This window comes from Salmonella sp. 32020114201800008SM (assembly GCF_017572025.1).
Taxonomy (GTDB): Bacteria; Pseudomonadota; Gammaproteobacteria; order Enterobacterales; family Enterobacteriaceae; genus Salmonella; species Salmonella enterica.
In genome coordinates, this window is the sequence record NZ_JAGEQM010000005.1 from 213,112 (window position 1) to 228,993 (window position 15,882).

The window sequence follows — 15,882 nt, forward strand, 5'->3', positions numbered from 1 at the left end:
ACCTCTTACTGCTTCAGTTTGGGATCGAGCGCGTCACGCAGACCGTCACCCATCAGGTTAAATGCCAGTACCGTCAGCAGAATCGCCAGCCCCGGGAAGGTCACGACCCACCAGGCGCTTTGCGCGAACTGCAATACGTCAGAGAGCATGGTGCCCCATTCGGGCGTTGGCGGCTGTGCGCCCATCCCCAGGAAGCCGAGGGCGGCCATATCGAGAATGGCGTTAGAGAAACCGAGCGATGCCTGAACAATCAGCGGCGCAAGGCAGTTCGGGAAAATATTGACGAACATCTGACGCATCGCGCCTGCGCCCGCCACGCGGGAGGCAGTCACATAATCGCGGTTCACCTCTACCAGAACCGCCGCGCGGGTTAAGCGGACATAGTGCGGCAGCGCCACAAACGTCAACGCCAGCGCAGCGTTGCCGATGGAGGGGCCGAAGATCGCCACCAGCACCAGCGCCAGCAGCAGGCTCGGCAGGGCCAGCATAATATCGACCACGCGCATGATGATGTTATCGACCAGACCGCCGAAGTAGCCCGCGACCAGGCCGAGAATAATCCCCATTACCAGCGACAGGACGACCACCAGACAGCCGACCAGCAGCGACAAACGCGCGCCATACATCAGGCGCGAGAGGACATCGCGACCAACATCATCCGTTCCCAGAATATGCGCCCAACTGCCGCCTTCCTGCCAGACCGGCGGCGCCAGCAGCGCATCGCGGAACTGCTCTGCCGGGTTGTACGGCGCAATAAAGTTGGCAAACACCGCAATCAGGATCACGATGAGAACATACGCCAGCCCGACGACCGCGCCTTTATTGCGTTTGAAATAGTGCCAAAACTCCCGCAATGGCGTCATGGGCGCCGGTGCGGCATTAACATTATTTTCAGTAACCTGTGACATGATGGCCCCTTACTTCTTATGCCGAATACGCGGGTTCACCACGCCGTACAGCAGGTCTACCAGCAGGTTGACGAGAATAATCATCGTCGCTACCAGTAACACGCCGCCCTGCACTACCGGATAATCGCGGCGTTGCAGCGCATCGATCAGCCAGCGCCCCAGACCGGGCCACGAGAAGATAGTTTCTGTCAGAATCGCGCCCGCCAGCAGCGTCCCGACCTGCAGGCCGATCACGGTGACGACTGGCAGCATGGCGTTACGCAGAGCATGGACGATAATGACGCGCATCCTGGTCAACCCTTTGGCGCGTGCGGTACGGATGTAATCCTCCCCCAGCACTTCCAGCATCGACGAACGGGTCATACGCACAATGACGGCCAGCGGGATTGTGCCGAGCACCATCGCAGGCAGGATCATATGCGCCAGCGCATCAATAAAGTTACCCTCTTCGCCCCAGATAGCGGTGTCGATCAGCATAAAGCCAGTCAACGGATTGGTATCATCAAGGAACACCATATCGCTCACGCGCCCGGAAACCGGCGTCAGGTTCCAGTGGACGGAGACCAGCATGATCAGCATCATGCCCCACCAGAAGATAGGCATAGAGTAACCGGTCAGCGCCAGGCCAACGGCAGTGTGATCGAAGATAGAACCGCGCTTCACTGCGGCCAGCACGCCCACCGGAATCCCCACGGCGACGGCAAAAATCATGGCGCAGACGCCAAGTTCCAGCGTCGCTTTAAAGCGAGGTACGAACTCGTCCCACACGGGGATTCGGCTTTTCAGCGAGATGCCTAAATCGCCATGCATCACCCCCCAGATATAATGGAGGTACTGCTGCCACATCGGTTTATCAAGACCGAGTTCAGCCAGCAGTTGAGCATGACGCTCAGGGGAAATACCTCGCTCACCCGCCATGATCATCACCGGATCGCCGGGGATCATGTGGACAAAGGCAAAGGTGAGAAGGGTAATACCGATAAACGTCGGGATAACGAGTCCCAAACGTCGGAGAATGAACTGCAACATAACCCGAATTCTCTCTCATGACCCACGGCCTGGAACCGTGAGTCTGTATTGCTCACAAATCTTATCCCACGCAAACTGCATCGCGGATAAAGCATTACGCCGGATGGCGCTGCGCTTATCCGGCCTACACAACACCGGGGCGCAGCGCTCTTTTAATTATTCGACAGAGACGTTTTCGAAGTGATGTTTGCCTAATGGATCAACCACATAGCCTTTAACTTCTTTACGCACTGGCTCATAAACCGTGGAGTGAGCGATGATCAGCGCTGGCGCCTGGTCATGCATCACAACCTGGGCCTGTTTATAGAGTTCAATACGCTTGTTGTGGTCATCGGTCGCACGCGCAGGCTGAATCAGGTCTTCAAACGGCTTATAGCACCATTTTGAATAGTTGGAGCCTTGCTGGGCGGCATCGCAGCTGAACAGCGTGGCGAAGAAGTTATCCGGATCGCCATTATCGCCGGTCCAGCCCATCATCACCGTCTGGTGCTCGCCATCTTTAGCGCGCTTGAGGTATTCGCCCCATTCATAGGTGACAATTTTGGCCTGAACGCCAATCTTCGCCCAGTCCGCCTGGATCATTTCCGCCATACGACGCGCATTCGGGTTATAGGGACGCTGTACCGGCATCGCCCACAGATCGATGGTGAAGCCTTTTTCCAGACCGGCTTCTTTCAGCAGCGCCTTCGCTTTTTCCGGATCGTAGCCGTAGTCTTTAATATCGTCGTTGTAGCCCCACATTGTCGGCGGGATCAGGTTTTTCGCCGCAACGCCCGCGCCCTGATAAACGGCTTTGATGATGGCCTCTTTATTCACGGCATAGGTCAACGCCTGGCGAACTTTGACATCATCCAGCGGTTTTTTCTGCACGTTATAGGAGAGATAACCCACGTTCAGACCGGCCTGCTCCATCAGGTTGATGTTTTTATCTTCTTTCATGCGCGCAATATCCGCCGGGTTCGGATACGGCATCACCTGACATTCGTTCTTCTGCAGTTTGGCGTAACGCACAGAGGCGTCAGGCGTGATGGAGAAGACCAGACGGTCAATCTGCGGCTTCGTGCCCCAGTAGCCGTCAAAGGCTTTGTAGAGAATGCGGGAGTCTTTCTGATATTGCACCAGTTGGAACGGGCCAGTGCCGACCGGGTTCAGATCCACTTTTTCCGGCGTACCGGCTTTCAGCATGTTGTCAGCATATTCTTTGGAAAGAATAGAGGCGAAGTCCATGGCTAAATCGGCAAGGAACGGCGCTTCCGGACGCGTCAGCACAAACTGCACCGTGTGATCGTCTACCTTCTTCACTTCGCTAATCAGATCCGGCAGCCCCATGCCTTCAAAGTATTCATAGCTGCCGCCAGACACTTTATGGTACGGGTTCTGCTCGTTTTTCTGCCGGTCAAAAGAGAACACGACATCATCGGCGTTCAGCTCGCGCGTGGGTTTGAAATCCTTGCTGGATTGCCATTTCACCCCTTTACGTAGGTGGAACGTATAGGTTTTACCGTCTTCGCTGATATCCCACTTCTCAGCAAGACCCGGGATCACTTCCGTGGTGCCGGTTTTGAATTCAACCAGACGGTTATAGATAGGTACGGAACTGGCATCATAGGTGGTGCCAGACGTAAAGAGCTGTGGGTTAAAGCCTTCCGGCGAGCCTTCTGAACAATAAACCAGGGTTTTGGCCTGCACGCTTGCTGCAACGGTCATGGCCACCAGGCTCAAACCAAGCTTCAGCATCCCTGACTTCTTCAAGGAAATACTCATTCTTCTGCTCCAATTGTGATGTATGTTGTTTTGCCCTTTGCAAAGGCTTTTACCGCCCGGCCTTTTTTGTTTTTTACCTGGTCAGGTCAGTAGTGAGAGGTGGGGATTCCGTTCGCATAATCGACTGAGTTGCAGTGCGGATTCTCCATAAAATGCCCCTCATTCCCTACAATCTGTCAATAGAATGTCAAAACGTCAATACAGGTAACCAGCTTTTACAACAACGGTGAGAATTAACAAACAAAGATTAAAAAAAGTTCAGAAGGGTATTTTCAGCAGGGAAATTTGTGCTACAGGCAGAAAGGCAGAGTTATTCACTTAATATTTTGCAACAGTTAGTGATTAACAATTAGCCATTAATTGAAAAATTTCTTTCGATATGTTGATTATCTGAGCGATTAATACCACTAACGCTAAAACGCACAGGCGAAAATGCTGAGGTTATCCATAAGCCGTGTGCAAAAAAGAGTGATCCGGACATTGAAAAACACCATCGAATATGTCACAAAATTGTAAATAAGTAGGCCGTCGTGCGGCCTACCGCGATCACAAAAACTAACTTTTGACCCTGGCCTGCGTGCGCTTTTCGCTCCAGTTAAACAACGAGTTCACCAGAATCGCCGTCAACGTCCCCGCTGCCATGCCGTTGCCAAAGACCATCTGTACGCCCGCCGGGAAATTCTGATACAGGCCGGGTACCAGTATAGGTAGCATTCCCATGGCCAGCCCCATCGCCAGCGCGTAGGTTTTACCCGGCGTATGCAGTGGCTCACGCGCAATCATATCAATACCGATAACCCCGATAATGCTGAAGACAATCACCGCCGTACCGCACACCACCGAACCTGGCAGACAGGTCGCCAGACGTACCAACGGTGCGAATATGGCAATCAGGATTAACAATCCTCCGGCAGCCGCAGTCACGAAACGTGATTTCACATTAGTGGTGCGTACCACCCCAATATTTTCGCCGGAGGTGATAATTAAGGAGGTGCCAAAAATACCCCCCAGCAGCGACATTACCGCATCACCACGAATGGTACGTGGAATCGCCTGCTGCACATTTTGCGTGGAATTGACTATTTCCGCGGTCGCAATCGTTTGCCCGGTTGCTTCAGCCATAGAGATGACCGCGTAAATCAGTAACGGCAGCGAGGCGGAGAGATCAAAAATCGGCCAGCCGAACGGCAAAAGCTGTGGGAAACTAAACAGCGGCCCGTGACTAACACCGCTAAAATCGGTGCTGCCCAGCGCCATTCCCAGCAGCGTTCCCGCTAAAAGGCCGAACATCACCGCCAGCTGGCGCAAAATACCGCTAAACGCCAGCGCGAAAATCAGCGTTATCAGGATAGTCCCCAGCGATAAAATGATACTGGTTGGATGAGCGAAGTCGGCGCTCCCTGGCTGGCCAATGATCAATCCGCCGTACAGGCGAATAAGGTTAATCGACACCATTAGCAGCATGATGCCAATGATAAAAGGGGGAAAATGGTGCAGGCAGCGGCGGAAAATCGGCAACGCGATAAAGTAGAACAGCGAGGTCAGAATTACGGCGCCAATCGCGGTCTGGATATTGGTCTGTAAAGCGATCGCAACGAAAATCGCAATCGGCGCGCCCCCCGGTACCATAATAAACGGCAAACGCGCGCCCACCCCTTTCACACCCAGGCTTTGCAAAATAGCGCCCAGACCGCACATCAGAAAGGTCGCGCTAAGTACCGAGGCGGTCACCGTATCGGTAAAGTGGAGCGCTTTGGCGATCAGAAAGACGGAGGTAATGGGGGTGGCGGCAACGACCAGCACATGCTGAAGCGCCAAAAGTAAGGTGGTTTGCCAGGGTAATGCATCGTTATCCGGCGTAGTAAGGCCAGGTTGCGGCATGATTAACTCCCATAAAACATCAAAAAAATAACCGCCAGCGCGGGCTGGCGGTCTGTATTATTTCAACCAACTAATGGCATCAGCGGCATAGCGATGCGCACGGAAGGCGCTGTTCTGTTTTCCAGGAATAATGCCTTTACTGAGGTGCTCCGGATATTCATTAAAGAACGGAATGATATATTCCCATACCGTTTCGCCTTCGGGGGTGACTTCAAACAGGCGACCAAACGCCGATTCACAGATAAAGGTGTTGCCGTTCGCCAGCCGCTGCGCGCTCCCCATATATGGCGAGAAAAACGCCGGCGGGAAGATATCGCGATACTGCCAGGTAATCGCTTTGGTCTGCGGATCGAACTCCAGCACCGTGGAATGCGGCGAGGTGACGCCGGGACGCAGGTTGCCGTTATCGAAAACCAGAATCGACCCGTTCTCCATCTCAACCGGCGTGTGCTGCTGCGCTACGACTTCCGGCCCTGCATGCCAGATAACCTTCCCGCTCTCTTTATCCACGGCAATGACGCCGGAAGTGGTACGCAGGCTCATCAGTACCAGGCCATCACGGGTGACGGACAGGCCGTTAATCATCGGCCAGTGGCGGCGGTCGAAAATATCATGAATCGGGAAATCTTCCGGATTCAAATGCTCCCAGGCACGCCACTCCCAGACCACTTCACCGTCGCGATTGACCTCTTTGACGACGTCGCTCTGAATCACGCCGTCCGGCGCATCGCGGCGCGGGTCGCCGCCGGTAACACGGGCGGCGATATCGGCAGGTAACGGCGACGCGGCGGTATACAGCAGATTACCGTTCGCCAACCATTGCGCATCATGGTGATGGTAAATATCTTCGTAATGCCAGACGATTTCGTTATCCGGCGTCACTTCGTAGAAGTCGCCGCCGTGCCAGAGATCCCACGCCGGATAGAGGTTCGCTGAAGTGCGGTGGCTGCCGTTATAACCCAGATTACCGTTCGGCAGCAGCACCGCATCACGCCCGGCGCGAACCGGAAGCTGCCACTGATGCGCGACTTCGCCCTGCTCGTCCACCAGGTAAACCCGCCCTTCGGCGGTTTGCGGCGCAAAAAGCGTATAGCCGCCAAAGCTCTTCGCATTATCAGCGTAGATAAGGCCCGCCGGACGGCGTCCAAGGGTAAAAGTCGAGTCCTGAGTTAAGTGTGCCACATCGCCTCCTGAGGAATAAATTTGCGCCAAAATACCCCATTAAAACGTTTTAATGAAGAGTTTTTTACGATCCTCACTGAAAAAAAGCAAACGTTACCGTCTGGTAAATATGCTACCCTGTGCGCAAATTTTCGCAGGTCAGGAAGCAGATGGCTGTTCAAAATAAAAAACGCGCAAAGTTGATTGATGTTGCCCGCTATGCAGGTGTGTCGCCAGGGACAGTATCCAATGCCTTGCACAACACTCGCTTTGTCGAGCCGCAGACGCGACGGCGTATTGAAGAGGCCATTGCTGCGCTCAACTACACGCCGAATATTCGCGCCCGCCAGTTGCGAACCGGCAAAACCAATACCATTGCTTTGCTCTCTTCGGTGCCGCTGGCGATTGCTTCCGGCGCGTCACGACTGGGATTTATGATGGAGGTGGCGTTAACGTCCGCGATGATGGCGCTGGAAAAACAGCATGCGCTGATTCTGGTGCCGCCGGGGGCAAATCCACTGGATGCCGTCAGCTTTGACGCGGCGATCCTGATTGAGCCGGCGGAGAACGACCCGCAGCTCCAGGCGCTGGCGCAAGCGGGCATTCCCTGCGTCACCATTGGCCGCACGCCGGGGACCGACACGCCTGTGCCGTGGGTGGAGCTGCACTCGGCGGCAACAGCACAACTTCTGCTAACGCATCTGGAGGCCTCCGGTGCCAGCAAATGTGCGTTATTTGTCGGTAACACACGGCGAACATCAGTTCTGGAGAGCGAAGCGGCTTACCAGCGCTGGTGCGCGGGACGCCAGGACCCCGTCGTCTACTCTCTCAATGAAAGCGAGGGTGAAAATGCCGGCTACCAGGCCGCGCAGCAGCTATTACAGGCGCATCCCGACGTTGACGGCGTGCTGGTGCTGATCGATACCTTTGCCAGCGGCGCGGTACGCGCTTTTCAGGAACAGGCAGTCGCTATCCCGGAGAGGATGCGCGTGGTCACCCGCTATGATGGTATCCGCGCGCGCGAATCGCTGCCGCCGCTGACGGCAGTGAATATGCATCTTGATGAGGTGGCCCGACAGGCAATCACGCTATTATTTGATTTGCTGGCGGGCAAGAAGGTCAGCCACAGCGACGGGATCATGCCTGAACTGGTCGTGCGGGCGTCAACCTGCCGGTGATAGAGGGTGGCTCGCCCTGCGGGCCGTTGCTGGCGCAACGTTCTCTCGCTTCGCTCGAGTCGAACCTCTTGCCCCCGGAGGTTCTCATCCTCGTCAGGCTTCAGATACAAAAAACCCTGCTCGCTGAGCAGGGTTTCTGAATTTGGTCGGTGATAGAGGATGACTCGCCACTGCGTGGCTCGCCCTGCGGGCCGTTGCTGACGCAACGTTCTCTCGCTTCGCTCGAGTCGAACCTCTTGCCCCCGGAGGTTCTCATCCTCGTCAGACTTCAGATACAAAAAAACCCTGCTCATTGAGCAGGGTTTCTGAATTTGGTCGGTGATAGAGGATTCGAACCTCCGACCCCTTCGTCCCGAACGAAGTGCGCTACCAGGCTGCGCCAATCACCGAATGCGGGCGCATCTTACTGCTCAGGCGCACGCCCGTCAATCCCTTAGTCGCAAAATACAATTCAATCGGCGAGAAAGTCGGCAGACAACCTACTTCGCGGCGACTTTCTGCGCATCGGGAATATGGCACCAGTTGTTGTTCTGGTTAATGCCGCCATCCGGCGATGTATACCCCAGGCAGCCCATTATCGTATCGTACAGCTCCACATGACGACGCGGCACTTTGATCTCCGCCTGCTGTTTCAGGTGAGCGAACATCTGCGCATGTTGCGGACTGGCAAGATACTTATCCGACATCCATACCAGCATCGGAACACGGAATTGCTCCGGCGGCGCCATATTGCGCGGCGTACCGTGCAAATGTTCACGTTCGTTAATCGACTCGCCGTGGTCAGCCGCGTAGAACACAATCGCTTTTTTATCACGTAGCTGATCGAACACACTGGTAATAAAGTGATCCACATAGGTCACGGAGTTATCGTAAGAGTTGATCATCTGCGCTTTCGTGCAGCCGCTATCGACCCCAATACATTCGGGCTTCCACTGAGCGTAGCTGCGCGGATAACGTTGCGTATAGTTAAAATGCGACCCCTTAGTATGCAGGATAATCAGATGCTTACCCTGCGGGTTCTGGGCAAGCGAGTTCTGCATCTCATCAATCAACAGCATGTCATCAACCGTTTTACCACGGTTACGCGGCTCGGCGCCGATCTGCTCGCGGTAGGAGATATTATCCGCCATGGTATTGCTATAGAACCACATCTCGCTCTGCATGGCGTACAGATCGGAACTGAATCCGAGCTGTTTGAGTACGGCAAAAACATTCTGCTCTTTTAAGGTACGCTGCGGGTTATTATCCGCCCCACCTTCCCGTACAAACATACAGCGTAAAGAAAGCTTCGTCGCGGTATCGCAGGAATAGCCGCGGAATGCCGCCAGATTTTTTTCCTGCGCCAGCTTCGGCGTGGTATTACGCTCGTAGCCGAAAATCCCCATGTGATCCCAACGGGTCGTCTCACCGATAATGAAAACGACGTAGGTGTCATCCCCATCCTTCGGCGCAACATAGGTAAATTTCCTGGCCGGGTTTATTAACGAATTATTGTCCGACGATTCATCTACCTGCGCCCAGGCATACAGCCCTAACGCAGATAACCAGTTTGAAGGCAGATAGGAGTTCGCCACCACGCCGCCATAGCTTGGTAAGTCGATGCCTGTCGCCCGTTCAACCTTTTTTTGCTGTATATCCAGCAGGCGGATAGGCGCCCACACCATTACGCCTGCGAGTACCACTACAGCGGCGCTGCGAAAACGCTGCCCCGGCGTACGTAGCTGGCGCAACAACGTGTAGCGACAGTGGTTACTCCAGATAAAGATGAGCGGAAGCACGCTCACGGCAATCAGCCACAATACAAAGTGCAGCCCCACCACCTCTTTCGAGAGATCGATATCGGTGGTCATAACAGACGCAATAATGCCGTAGCCAATCACCACGTTCAGGAAGGTCATGTAATAACTGGCGCCAGCGGAAAACAGCACCACCAGCGTGGCCAGCACACGCCAGACGCGTCGGCCAAACAGTGAAAGAAGACGAAGTAAGAAGAAAGTGACCAGCACCGTGGCGCCCAGTTCGACAACTGCGGAGAGGCCTTTCCAAATGGTAAATTCTTGTGCATAACTGCCGAAACGGCGGTAAAACACGGCGCAATTCATAAACAGACCGATATAGAGCGCAAGCAAGAAACTAAGTTTCTGTTGCGTCATCGATTTAATGTATCTCATGCAAACAAACCCTGGGAATCGGGATAAAAACGACCTGTACAACGATTCTGTAATCAAACAGGTAAATATGCGGCTAACGCAGATGTAAGAAAGTCTACAAGCACGGTTAAGTAGACCACAAGCAGAGGGGAAAGTGGCAACGGAGAGTGTGATCGGAGAAGATTTTTACAAAAAATCACTAAAAATGGAAAAGGGCCAGCGAACTGGCCCTCAGTGATTATTCGTATGTGACGCTAAAATTCACCGTCGCATTCGCTGTGCCAACGGTGGCATCCGGCTTAACAGGCACATAGCTGGCGATATAGTTCAGCTTGTTCGTACCATCAAACCAGACAGTGTGTTCGACAGGCGTAGAGTCGGTACTGGAGGGGTATTGTTGCTCCCCACCAGATGTTTTAATTTTTAACGCCACGCCCGTCGCGCCGCCGCTATCCAGGGCAAAAAGCGAGGGGTCAGTCGGGTCCGGAGAACCGTCCATCGTAACGCTGGCCTTTGTGGCATACGCGCAATCTTTTAAGCCGATGCTAAAGTTTTTCTGGTTCAGCTCTTTACCCACTTTTACCGGGCGCTGAAGCACCACGGTCTCCATATTGACGTCGATACTGTCGTTTTCCAGTTCACAGGTAGCCGCCTTAATAGTAATGGTAAAGTGGATATCACCAGCAGAACCGATATTAGACGGTGCCGCCATCGCGGAAGCGGTAAGCAGTAAACACGCCGGCATCAAAGCATGAAGGTTTTTCATCCTGCTTACTCCACATCAATACGCATGGTGGCAATTCCCTCGAAATCCCCGGCGGCCGGCAATTTGCCGGTGGTACTGATGGGGTAAGCCGAAATGGTCGTTGAGGCGGTACGGTGCGTGTCGTCAACAAGACCCGATACGCTCAGCTCCTGATTAACACTGGCGTCATTTGGCACCAAAATTTTACCGTTAGCGCCCTCAATGACGGCACCGATATCCGGGTTGCCCATGTCGATGGCATTCGAATCATTAGCGTTTGGCATTCCCTCAATACGCAGGAAGATCTTTACGCCATCGGAAATATTGGTGCATTTAAACTGCAGCTCTTTGGTGAATTTCGTGGCGTTCTTTGCAACTTGTCCTTTGCGATCTTTAAAATCAGTGGCCTTAAATTCCCCAAACGGAATTTCCAGCGTGCTGCCGCTGGAGAGTTCACAGCCCTGAGGTACCGTAATTGAACCACTGATATATACAGACGACGCAGGTATACTGCCATATACACTGGGTTTCTTTGTCACAAAAAGGTCCATTATTTTGGTGCTAGGTATAATACTTTCACCCACAAACGGATGGAGAATATAGAGCGATAAGTGACCTTTGCCACCGGATGTCCATATTGCATCTTTACTACTTGCATTTTGCGAACACTGAGAGCGGTTGTTTGTCAGGTTACCTACATTCTCAAACGGTGTGTTAACGTATTCTCCTCGTCCCCCCGAAATCAGTACATCGCTCGCAATGGCAATATTATTATTGATCTGGTAATAGGAGCGACTCTCTATATTCGTAACAAAGGCCAGAGGAACCACAGCCTTAAATAAGGTGTCATTTATAAGAGAGGTATCATCAGGGCATTCACAGGACATCGCATAGGTTCCACCTAAATTCCAGCTATCGAAATCTACGAAGGTCGCACCCGTTGTGTTCTTTGACGTATCTGAAACTGTTTTATTTATGGTGGCACTGAAGATATGTGTTCCACCTTCAGGAGTACATGGTCCAAAATCTGCCGCTGCCAGCGCCTGCCCCGAAAACAGCACCGACCCGCCCAACAGGCCCGTAAACATTATCAACTTTTTCAACATAATCGTTTCCTTCCCTGTTACCGGCAGACGGCATTCGCCATCACCACGCCGGTATTATCCTGTTGTTCCGGCAGCGTAAACGCCACGCGGCATTGCTGTGCCTGGTCTTTACCCCAGTTCACCTGAAGGGCACCTTTCTCCGGCATCCCGCTGATATAAAGCTGACCGTCTTCACCCACAATGCTGCTGGACTCTTTTGTGGTATCCAGCAGCGTGGCGGTAGCACCAAACGGCACCGCTTTGCCATTGGCCTGCGTCAGATTCATCAGCACGCGATAGCCCACTCGGGTATCGAAGCGGGCACGAACAATCGCGCCGCGTGTCGGCACTACGTTGACGGAGGCGGTATCCAGGTCAACCTGGTTGTTCAGACTGTCGCTTCGCAGTGAGACTTCCGTTTCACGGTACGGAGTAAGGTAAGGCACGACCGCATTACCCATCCAGTCCACTTCCACACCACCGTTGTTGATCACGTGCGCGCCGCGCGCGCCCGGCGCGGAGATAATGGCCATGGATTCACCCAGCGGTTGAGAAAGAGTGATACCTTCGCTATGGGCTATCACACCGCCGCGCAAACCGTAGTTCACCTGCTGGCCGTCACGGTTGTAGTTGTAACCCAGGCTGGCGCTACCCACGCCGCCCTGGTAATCCAGGTTCACGCTGCCGCTGTTACCCACGCCGTTGCTGCCGTAGCCTTCCTGCACACTATAGTTCAGGTTGTGGTCTTCCAGCGCGGTGCCGCTCACCCCTAACTGCTGGTTGGTTCGGCCATGCTGATCGGTCGTGAGGTGGTAGTTACTCCACACGCGTCCCAGTGGAATCGACATGGAGAATGACAGTAAACGATCGCTCTCATCCCACTCCGGGCTTTTCGTCCAGGTGTAAGCAACGCTGTAGTTCACGCGGCCAATACGGCCGTTATAACCGGCATTCAGCGAACGCTGTTTACCTTCATCGTTCCAGTAGTCCTGCTGCGTGACGTTAAAATAGACCGAGCCCCAGGCGCCCAGTTGCTGCGTCACGTTGCCCTGAATCTGACTACGTTTGTGGTACTGGCTATAAGAGCTGTCCGCATCGCTGCGCACATCCGTCGCTTCCTGGAAGGTGTAATAGCCGCTGGTCGAATACTTGTAACCCAGCAGACGGAAATCTGTACCGCTGTTAAAGCTCTTGGAGTAGAGGAAACGATAAGACTGACCTTCCGAATTATCCTCATTTGCCAGCTTGCTTTTTGCCTGGGTTACATCGATGGAGATCGCGCCGATATAGCCGAAGTTTTTACCTAATCCTCCCGCCAGCGAGTAATAGTCGTCAGAGAAGATCGCACCACCGTAAACGGTAAAGCCATATGGCAGGCCGTACATGGCATCAAGCTGCCCGAATTTCGGCTCGGCGCTGTTATAGTTCCCGGCACGGTATTCCCCGGCGGAAAGGCTGTACTTGAGATGGCCTTCACGCTGGAGGAGCGCCACCGAGGAGAACGGCTGAACGAACTTCTGCTCACTGCCGTCCGATTCTTTAATGGTGACCGTCAGGTCGCCGCTGTTTGAGGTTGGATACAGGTCGTTAATTTCAAACGCACCCGGCTGAACAAACGTACGGTAAATAACGTAGTTGTTCTGCTCAACGGTAACTTCGGCGTTACTTTTGGCAATACCCCGGATGACGGGCGCAAACCCGCGCTGGCTGTCAGGCAGCATCTCTTCGTCGGAAGTTAACTGCACACCGCGCATCTGAACGCTGTCAAAAATATCACCGGCAGTGGAGGTATCCCCCAACGTCAGCTGTGATTTCAACGGTACAATGGCACGGCTTAAGGATGTGCCAATGTTATCCCATGTGTTGTTACCGTCGTTTCGCGTCCAGGTGCTATAGTTACGTAACCGCCATGCCCCCAGGTTCATACCGCTGCGCAGATTCAGATAGTAGCTGTCGCTGTTGTAGCTGGTTTCACTGTCGTGTGCGTCATAGCTGGCGTTGCTGCCGGAAAAGTTATAATCCACCAGCAGGGCATTCACCCCTTCGTCCCACTGCGATTCTGGCACCGTACCGCGCGCTGTCTGCTTCATCGCAGCCTGCGGGAAGCTCATGATCAGGGTCTGGTCTGCAAAGTCGAAATGGCTGGCGGCCTGGGGAATAATGTCGTCAAAAGCAACACAGGCTTCAGGCGGGGCCATTTTCAGCGCCGGGAAGCTATCAATACGCACGCCCATATCTTCAAGCTGCACGCGGCTTAAGCACGGCACCAGGGATTCACCCATTTTTGCGCGCTGCGCCTCTGTCGCTGCCTTAAACTCCAGGGTGCGAGACTCCATTTTTTTTTCGTTGACCACCACCGAGACGCGGTATTTACCTGGCAGGTGTTCAGCTTTATTGGATTCATACATTGAAAGGTCAACGTGCTGATCAATACCCGGCACATCCTCCAGAAAGCGCGGGTTAAATGTTCCCGCATACGCGGGGAGCGTACTCGCTATCATCAGCGCAAGCGCAGACTGCGTGAAACGCGAGGTCTTATTGCCCAGAGGAAGATGCGTCCATGTCATAGTAATAATCCTTTAAAACGTGTTAGTTAACGCGCTGTGTCAACATGTCGCCAGCCGTGCCAAAGTCATTAATAATGTTGTATTTAACTTCGCTTACCTTGCCGGTGCCGGCTGGCAGTTCAATATTCAATGAGCCTTTTGCCGGAACCATTCCCGTTTTTTCAATATCACGGCCGTTGGCATAAAATTTATTAAACGTCAGGTTAAAGGCAGATGGGTTTTCCACTTTGATCTGGTTAGCCCCTGCGCTGGTGAACTGCAGTTTGTTCCAGCCGTCCATGCTATTGCCTTTCAGGCCCGCCGGGCGATAGAACAGTTTTAAGCGGGTACGTACGGCGATCTGCAGTACGTTTTTAGCTTCCGCGTCTTCACTTTTGGCAGGAATAGCTTTTACGTTAATCCAATAAACGGACTCGCGATCCTGGGGTAACGTGTTCGTCGTATTAACAATACGTAAAACGTTATTTTTAGTCGGGCTTAATTTAAATAACGGTGGAGTGATGATAAAGGGCGTCTTTTTATTACCGTTAGCATCATCAATCCATGACTGAATGAGAAATTCATCCGTGGTGCTTTTATTATTTACCGTAAGAGAAGCTTCCTTTCTACTACCGTCATAAATAACACGCGTGCTGCTTAATGCCACGCCTCCGGCAAAACTGTTTTGAGCAATCAACGCCAGCACCAGTGCTGTGCAAGATATCAAACGTGAGCGGTTCATGATTCTCTTCCTGAGCCTCCGCTGGAAAAAATGGCAACGGGATTTCCGTTGCCATTATGATTGTCTGTATTAACGAAAATTCGATTATTCGTAGGACAGGTTGAAGTCCACTTCTGCGTTACCGTAACCAGTGGTTACAGTATCTTTTGTTGCAACGTAGTTAGCGGTGTAGTACAGCACGGTCTGACCAGCAGCCAACGTAGTGGTGGATTTACCGGTGTTCATTTCAACAAGCTTGTTAGCGTTGTCGTAGATACCGATGCCCACGCCAGTTGCCGCACCTGCTTCAGTGTTAACAGAAACCAGTGTCGCATCGTCTGTATCACCAACGCCATTGAAGCTTACGTTAACTTTGGTATTAGAGGTGATGTCACAGTCTTCCAGTTTGATCTGGAAAGGCTTAGAAGAAGACTTGTCGCCAATGGCTTTGAAGATATTTTTCTTAACCTGACCCAGCACAACTTCCTGGTTCTGAGAGTCAGTAGAAACGACGCATGGCGCGTCAACGATTTCACCGGTGAATTTAATGGTGCCGTCACCAGATTCAGCAGCGAAAGCAGAAGTGGAAACTACAGCGAGAGCAGACAGAGCAAAAACAACCTTTTTCATTAAAAACTCCATTTATGACGGTAGATAACAGAACGCATCCTTAGGATTATCTGCATTCTGTGAGGAAATGGAGTGTATAGAGGT

Annotated in this window: 12 protein-coding genes, 1 tRNA gene and 2 other RNA genes; 1 reads left to right on the forward strand and 14 read right to left on the reverse strand. The window is 53.0% G+C overall.

Going from position 1 to position 15,882, the window contains the following annotated elements; genetic code table 11:
* Window positions 1-5: 5 nt before the first annotated feature.
* The 5 genes from dppC to J4613_RS15150 all read right to left on the reverse strand — a co-directional run bounded on the left by dppC (window position 6) and on the right by J4613_RS15150 (window position 6,764).
* On the reverse strand, window positions 6-908 hold the full coding sequence (gene dppC, locus J4613_RS15130; protein WP_000084690.1) for a dipeptide ABC transporter permease DppC: 903 nt from the start codon (window positions 906-908) through the stop codon (window positions 6-8).
* A gap of 9 nt (window positions 909-917) precedes the next feature.
* Window positions 918-1,937, reverse strand: a complete 1,020-nt coding sequence (gene dppB / locus J4613_RS15135) for a dipeptide ABC transporter permease DppB (protein ID WP_000938843.1) — start codon at window positions 1,935-1,937, stop codon at window positions 918-920.
* A gap of 156 nt (window positions 1,938-2,093) precedes the next feature.
* Entirely contained in the window at window positions 2,094-3,701 is a 1,608-nt protein-coding gene (dppA, locus tag J4613_RS15140; protein WP_000028047.1) for a dipeptide ABC transporter periplasmic-binding protein DppA, read from the reverse strand.
* A 555-nt stretch (window positions 3,702-4,256) separates the two neighbouring features.
* The gene (locus J4613_RS15145; RefSeq protein WP_001136079.1) at window positions 4,257-5,582 is read right to left on the reverse strand and encodes a uracil-xanthine permease family protein; all 1,326 of its coding nucleotides are present in this window, start codon (window positions 5,580-5,582) and stop codon (window positions 4,257-4,259) included.
* Window positions 5,583-5,639: 57 nt separating this feature from the next.
* Complete coding sequence (locus J4613_RS15150) at window positions 5,640-6,764, reverse strand: aryl-sulfate sulfotransferase (RefSeq protein WP_000940830.1); 1,125 nt, start codon at window positions 6,762-6,764, stop codon at window positions 5,640-5,642.
* Between the two features lie 149 nt (window positions 6,765-6,913).
* Between J4613_RS15150 and J4613_RS15155 the strand changes: the two genes are divergently transcribed.
* Window positions 6,914-7,921, forward strand: coding sequence for a substrate-binding domain-containing protein (locus J4613_RS15155; protein ID WP_111742203.1), 1,008 nt, complete (start codon window positions 6,914-6,916; stop codon window positions 7,919-7,921).
* Here the strand turns inward: J4613_RS15155 and J4613_RS15160 are convergent.
* From J4613_RS15160 to lpfA, 9 genes are all read right to left on the reverse strand, one after another.
* A non-coding RNA gene (locus J4613_RS15160) (RtT sRNA) lies at window positions 7,912-8,030 on the reverse strand. The genes J4613_RS15155 and J4613_RS15160 overlap by 10 nt on opposite strands.
* Window positions 8,031-8,064: 34 nt before the next feature.
* Window positions 8,065-8,198: non-coding RNA, RtT sRNA (locus tag J4613_RS15165), on the reverse strand.
* Between the two features lie 35 nt (window positions 8,199-8,233).
* Window positions 8,234-8,310, reverse strand: a tRNA-Pro gene (locus J4613_RS15170).
* A gap of 90 nt (window positions 8,311-8,400) precedes the next feature.
* Complete coding sequence (gene eptB / locus J4613_RS15175; protein ID WP_198871405.1) at window positions 8,401-10,092, reverse strand: kdo(2)-lipid A phosphoethanolamine 7''-transferase; 1,692 nt, start codon at window positions 10,090-10,092, stop codon at window positions 8,401-8,403.
* Window positions 10,093-10,309: 217 nt separating this feature from the next.
* Window positions 10,310-10,837, reverse strand: coding sequence for a long polar fimbrial protein LpfE (gene lpfE / locus J4613_RS15180; RefSeq protein ID WP_000792957.1), 528 nt, complete (start codon window positions 10,835-10,837; stop codon window positions 10,310-10,312).
* Window positions 10,838-10,842: 5 nt separating this feature from the next.
* Window positions 10,843-11,922, reverse strand: a complete 1,080-nt coding sequence (gene lpfD, locus J4613_RS15185; RefSeq protein ID WP_000914255.1) for a long polar fimbrial protein LpfD — start codon at window positions 11,920-11,922, stop codon at window positions 10,843-10,845.
* 17 nt (window positions 11,923-11,939) lie between these two features.
* Window positions 11,940-14,468 carry an outer membrane usher protein LpfC gene (gene lpfC / locus J4613_RS15190; RefSeq protein ID WP_111742201.1) on the reverse strand — a complete coding sequence of 843 codons (2,529 nt, stop codon included), beginning with the start codon at window positions 14,466-14,468 and terminating at the stop codon, window positions 11,940-11,942.
* A 22-nt stretch (window positions 14,469-14,490) separates the two neighbouring features.
* Window positions 14,491-15,189: a long polar fimbrial chaperone LpfB gene (gene lpfB, locus J4613_RS15195; protein ID WP_001082123.1), complete on the reverse strand. Its 699-nt coding sequence runs from the start codon at window positions 15,187-15,189 to the stop codon at window positions 14,491-14,493.
* An 84-nt stretch (window positions 15,190-15,273) separates the two neighbouring features.
* Complete coding sequence (lpfA, locus tag J4613_RS15200; RefSeq protein WP_001519917.1) at window positions 15,274-15,798, reverse strand: long polar fimbria major subunit LpfA; 525 nt, start codon at window positions 15,796-15,798, stop codon at window positions 15,274-15,276.
* Between the last annotated feature and the right edge of the window lie 84 nt (window positions 15,799-15,882).